Source organism: Dyella sp. 01N36 (genome assembly GCF_056399745.1).
Map to the genome: position 1 here is coordinate 1 of NZ_JBFTRY010000213.1, position 5,441 is coordinate 5,441.

General features: G+C 63.2%; 6 protein-coding genes. 5 read left to right on the forward strand and 1 reads right to left on the reverse strand.

Translation table 11 applies throughout. The features are described from left to right. From AC1DMG_RS19305 to AC1DMG_RS19325, 5 genes are all read left to right on the forward strand, one after another. Positions 1 to 1,414: cation:proton antiporter domain-containing protein (locus tag AC1DMG_RS19305; RefSeq protein ID WP_477180926.1), on the forward strand; the 1,414-nt coding region annotated here is incomplete at its 5' end. 211 nt (positions 1,415 to 1,625) lie between these two features. Then, positions 1,626 to 2,402, forward strand: a complete 777-nt coding sequence (locus tag AC1DMG_RS19310) for an FKBP-type peptidyl-prolyl cis-trans isomerase N-terminal domain-containing protein (protein ID WP_441603230.1) — start codon at positions 1,626 to 1,628, stop codon at positions 2,400 to 2,402. 163 nt (positions 2,403 to 2,565) lie between these two features. Then, complete coding sequence (locus AC1DMG_RS19315; RefSeq protein ID WP_441603231.1) at positions 2,566 to 3,903, forward strand: UDP-glucose dehydrogenase family protein; 1,338 nt, start codon at positions 2,566 to 2,568, stop codon at positions 3,901 to 3,903. A 2-nt stretch (positions 3,904 to 3,905) separates the two neighbouring features. Next, a complete protein-coding gene (locus AC1DMG_RS19320; RefSeq protein ID WP_441603232.1) occupies positions 3,906 to 4,124 on the forward strand; it encodes a SlyX family protein in 219 nt (72 codons plus the stop codon). Between the two features lie 48 nt (positions 4,125 to 4,172). Next, positions 4,173 to 4,769, forward strand: a complete 597-nt coding sequence (locus AC1DMG_RS19325) for a DUF2058 domain-containing protein (protein ID WP_441603233.1) — start codon at positions 4,173 to 4,175, stop codon at positions 4,767 to 4,769. 78 nt (positions 4,770 to 4,847) lie between these two features. Here the strand turns inward: AC1DMG_RS19325 and AC1DMG_RS19330 are convergent. Further along, positions 4,848 to 5,441 (reverse strand): 3-hydroxyacyl-CoA dehydrogenase family protein (locus AC1DMG_RS19330; protein WP_477180927.1); only part of this gene is annotated, 594 nt, incomplete at its 5' end.

A 5,441-nucleotide genomic window follows, 5' to 3' on the forward strand; every position in this document is an offset into this window, starting at 1 on the left:
GTTCCTCGGCGCGATGCTTTCGATGTCCTCGACCACCATCATCATGAAGGCGCTCGATGATCTGGACCTCAAGCGCGAGCGCTTCGCGCAACTGATGTTCGGGATCCTGATCATCGAGGACGTGATCGCGATCGTGCTGATGGCCTTGCTTACCGGCATCGCCAGTACCGGAGGTCTGGAGGCCAGCGAAGCGATGGCTGCCGTCGGTCGCCTCACGCTGTTCATGGCCGTATCGCTGGTGGTCGGCCTGCTGCTGGTGCCCCGCGTGATCGATTACATCGCGCGCGTCAGTCGCGACGACGTGCTGCTCGTGGCCGTGCTCGGGCTGTGTTTCGGCTTCTGCCTGCTGGTCACCGAGATGGGTTACAGCGTGGCGCTCGGCGCCTTCATGATCGGTGCGATCGTGGGCGAATCGCAGAGTGTGGAGCGGATCGAGCGCATCATCGGGCCGGTGCGCGACATGTTCAGTGCGATCTTCTTCGTCGCCATCGGCATGCTGATCGACCCGGCGATGCTCAAGGAGTACTGGCTGCCCATCATCGTCGTCACCACGGTCGTGGTGCTGGGCAAGGTCATTACCTGCAGCTTTGGCACATTTGTGGCGGGCAATGACGGGCGCACCTCGTTGCGCGTGGGCATGGGGCTGGCGCAGATCGGCGAGTTTTCTTTTGTCATCGCCTCGCTGGGACTGACGCTCAAGGTGACCAGCGGTTTTCTCTATCCGGTGGCGGTGGCGGTATCGGCCATCACCACGTTTCTCACGCCTTACCTGATCCGTGCATCGGATCCGTTGGCCAGTGGGCTATCGCGTCGGTTGCCTCAGGGCCTTACCGGCCTGCTGAGCGCCTATACGGACTGGATGGGCAACCTTAGCCTGGGCGGGCAGGGCGTGGTGGTGGCCAAGATGATCCGTCGCCTGGTGTGGCACGTGATCATCAATATGATGCTGGTGGTGGCGGCGTTTCTGATCATGTCCTACCTGTATCGCCGCGGTTTCTTCCATTGGGATTGGCTGGCCGACAGCCCGCAGGTAAAGCGCAGCCTGGCCTGGTCAATTGCGGCCATCGTCTCACTGCCGATGATTGTGGCGGCGTATCGCAAGGCCTCGGCGCTCGGCATGCTGCTGGCAGAGTTGAGCATTCCCGAACGCATTGGTGGCGCCTACAACATGCGCATCCGCGCCGTGATGGCGCGTTTCATTCCGCTTGCGACCATGTGGGTGCTGGGCCTGCTGGTGGCGGCCCTGGCCTCGACCATCCTGCCGCCGCGCGAGGTGGCGATTGTATTGGTGCTGGTTTTGCTGCTGCTTGCGTGGCTGCTGTGGCGCCTCCTCGTGCAGGTCCATGCGCGACTTCAGGCGGCTTTGCGCGACACCCTGGATAAACCGGGGCGGTCAGGGGAGGGCCATGGCTGATCCTGAGCGGCGCGGGCCTACGGGAATGCGCGTGCACAATTCGTAAAAATCCACGTTTTTCGTCGAAACGTGAACTTTTAATCACGACTGACGGTCATACCGCCACTATCGTTGCCAAGACTAAGCAAGCACCGCACAATGCGGGGCCTGCCTCCATCGGGGGGGCCTTAAGTCCGGTAGCGCCGGCATATCCAATACGAGGGAGTTCTACATGAAGCATTTTCTGCGTCCCACGCTGACGGCGGCCGCGCTCGCTGTTGCTCTGGGCTCGACCGCTGGCGTGCACGCACAGGCCGCGAAGCCCGCAGCCGCCCCCGCCGCCGCAGCTCCGGCTGCCGTGGACAAGACCAAGGCCAGCTACGTGGTCGGTTGGGATCTGGCCAGCTCGCTGCCGCCGCTGGTTCGCGCTGAAGTGGATCCGGCTACGGTCGCTCGCGCGCTGCAGTCCGCCCTGTCGGGCCAGAAGCCGACCATGAGCGAAGCCGAAGCCAAGCAGGTTCGTGACGCGTTCGTGGCCAATCTGCAGGCCAAGGCCAAGGCCGAGTACACCCAGGTCGCCTCCAAGAACCAGAGCGAAGGCGCTGCATTCCTCGCCAAGAACAAGACCGCGCCGGGCGTGAAGACCACCGCTTCGGGTCTGCAGTACCAGGTGATCAGCCAGGGTACGGGCGCCCGCCCGGGTCCGAGCGACACCGTGCAGGTCAACTACGTCGGTTCGTTCGTGAACGGCGAAGTGTTCGACGATTCGTCCAAGCATGAAGGCGGCGGCGCCGCTTCCATCCCGCTCGCTGGCGTGATTCCGGGCTTCCGTGAAGGCATGCAGCTGATGCAGGTTGGCGGTCACTACAAGTTCTTCATCCCGTCCAACATCGCCTACGGCGCCCAGCCGCAGAACGGCTTCCCGCCGAACTCGACGATCATCTTCGACGTCACCCTGGTCAAGACCGGCCCGACGGCCGCTGCTGATCAGGCTGGCGGCGCGAAGTAATCGCCACCAAAGCTGGTTGAACCATCCACGGGGCGCGAAGCAATTCGCGCCCCGTGTCTTTTGTGGCCGGCGGCTTTTGGTCGCGGGGCGGCGCTTGGTCTGCAGCCGTGGTCAGGGCGGGCCTGTTAGAATCGGATTCTTGTCTCCTGGAGTTTTCACGACAATGAARGTCACGATTTTCGGCACCGGCTATGTGGGTTTGGTCACCGGCGCCTGCCTGGCGGAAATGGGCAACCACGTGGTCTGCGTTGATATCGACGCGGGCAAGGTGGAGCGCCTGAAGAACGGCGACATCCCCATTTATGAGCCGGGCCTGGAGCCTCTGGTCAAGCGCAACCATGCGAGCGGACAGCTGGACTTCACCACCGATCCGGCTCCGGGCATTGCGCACGGCCAGGTCGTCTTCATTGCCGTAGGCACGCCGCCGGACGAAGACGGCAGTGCGGATCTGAAGTACGTGCTCAGCGTGGCGCGAACGGTCGGCCAGCACATGGACCGTTACACGGTGGTGGTGAACAAGTCGACCGTGCCCGTGGGCACGGCGGACAAGGTACGCGACGCGATCGCGGGCGAGCTCGCCAAGCGCGGCGTGTCCGTCGAGTTCGACGTGGTGTCCAATCCGGAATTCCTGAAGGAAGGCGACGCAGTGGAAGACTGCCTGCGCCCCGACCGCATCGTCATCGGCAGCTCCAGCGAACGCGCCATCGGCGTGTTGCGCAAGCTGTATGCACCGTTCAATCGCAACCACGATCGCACGGTGGTGATGGACGAGCGTTCCGCCGAGCTGACCAAGTACGCGGCGAACGCGATGCTCGCCACCAAGATCAGCTTCATGAACGAGATCGCCAATATCGCCGAGCGGGTGGGTGCGGACATCGAGCTGGTGCGCCAGGGTATCGGTTCGGATCCGCGCATCGGCTACCACTTCATCTATCCGGGTGCGGGTTACGGTGGCTCGTGTTTCCCCAAGGACGTACAGGCGCTGGAGCGCACCGCGCGCGGCGTCGGTTACAGCGCCCGTTTGCTGGGTGCGGTGGAGTCGGTGAACCACGATCAGAAGACCAAGCTGTTCGAGCTGATTTCGCGTCACTTCAATGGCGAACTCGCGGGCAAGACGATTGCCCTGTGGGGCCTGGCCTTCAAGCCGAACACAGATGACATGCGCGAGGCATCGAGCCGCAACCTGATGGAGGCCTTGTGGAAGGCGCGCGCCAAAGTGCGCGCGTTCGATCCGGAAGCACGCCACGAGACGCATCGCATCTATGGCGATCGCGACGATCTGGTGCTGTGCGACAGCGCCTATCAGGCACTCGATGGTGCCGACGTGCTCGCGATCGTGACGGAGTGGAAGGCCTTCCGCAGTCCCGATTTCGTCCGCATCCGCAGCATGCTCGCCGAACCGGCAGTGTTCGATGGCCGCAATCTCTACGATCCGGCCGCAGTGGAAGAGGCGGGCCTGGCGTACTACGGTATCGGTCGCGGTCGCAGCCTGAGGCAGTGAGCATGTCCGACGACACCTTGCAGCAACGATTGACGGAGCTGGAAGTGCGGCTCACCTTTGTCGATGACACGGTGAACGCGCTGGCTTCAGCCGATGCGGAGCTGTCGATGCGTCTGGCTGCGCTGGAGGATGTCATTCGTGGATTGCGCAGCGAGCTGTCCTCGTTGCGTGGTTCGCAAGGGCATGATCCGCACAGCGAGCCACCGCCGCCGCACTATTGATCGATCTCTCTCTTTTCGTAACAGCACTACAGCAAGCGAGTTTCAACCATGGCCGATTCCCTGCGCGATCAGCTGCTCAAGAGCGGCATCGTCAAACAGGTCCGCGAAGAGAAGCGCCCGCCGGCGCCGCCCGCTGGCAAGTCTTACCCGCAGCGCCAGGGCGGTTCGCCGTCCAAGGGCGGCAAGCCGGGCCAGCACAAGCCGCACGGCAAGCCTTCCGGCCCCAAGAGCCAGGAGGAGATCGACCTGGCCAAGGCTTATGCGATCCGCGCACAGACCGAAGCGAATGAGCGCAAGCGTGCCGAGCAGGCGGCGGCCGAGGAAGCGCGTGTTCGTCGCGAGCGCAAGCTGAAGATCCAGCAGTTGCTGGACGGCAAGACCTTGAACAAGCCTGACGTCGATCATGTTCGGCATTTCGAATACGGCGGCAAGATTCGCCGCGTGCATGTCGACGCTGATCAACTCAAGGCGATCAATGCGGGTGAGCTTGGCGTGGTGCAGCAGCAGGGACGTTACCTGGTGGTGACGCGCGAGCTTGCCGAACAGGTGAAGGCGGTCGACGCCAACCAGATCGCCTTGCTGGTGGAGCCGGGCAGCACTGGTAGCGTCGGCGAAGATGGCGTGCCGGATGATTTGATGTGGTAAGCGGATCGCTTTAAGCACGCCGACGAAAAAACGCCCGGTCGATGCCGGGCGTTTTTTTTTGGTGCATACGAGGGTCGATCAGGCGTCGGCATCGTCACCTTGCGCGTCACCGGTGGGTAAATCGAAACCCGTCTTGGCGAGCGTCGGCAAATCCCAGCCGTTCTTCGGCGTGAAGCGTTCGCCATAACGCTGGGCGAGGCGTTCGAGTTTGCCCTTCACCACGGCGGCGCCTTCGCTGCGCACGTACTGGATCGGACCGCCGCGGAACGGGGCAAAACCGGTGCCGAAGATCACGCCGGCATCGAGCAGGTCGGCATCGTCGACCACCTGGTCGGCCAGGCAGGCTACGGCTTCGTTGACCATGGGAAGGATCATGCGGTCCTGCAGGTCGGCGGGAACGGCATAGTCGGGATCGACTTCCGGTTTCACGGGCTTGCCGTCCTGCCAGACATAGATGCCCTGACCGTCCTTCTTGCCACGTTTGCCGGCAGCCAGCTTGTCTTCCAGGCCGGGCGGCAATTCCAGTCCAAGGAAGGGAGCGAGCTCCTTGCCGACGGACGCACAGACGTCCAGGCCTACCGTGTCGGCCAGTTCGATCGGGCCCATCGGCATGCCGAATTTCTTTGCTTCCTTGTCGAGCACCGGGCCCGGCACGCCTTCGCTGTACAGACG

Excerpts from the sequence above, each read along its gene's own strand:
- AC1DMG_RS19310 (WP_441603230.1), top strand. The coding sequence starts at position 1,626 with ATGAAGCATTTTCTGCGTCCCACGCTGACGGCGGCCGCGCTCGCTGTT.
- AC1DMG_RS19320 (WP_441603232.1), top strand. The coding sequence starts at position 3,906 with ATGTCCGACGACACCTTGCAGCAACGATTGACGGAGCTGGAAGTGCGG.
- AC1DMG_RS19325 (WP_441603233.1), top strand. The coding sequence starts at position 4,173 with ATGGCCGATTCCCTGCGCGATCAGCTGCTCAAGAGCGGCATCGTCAAA.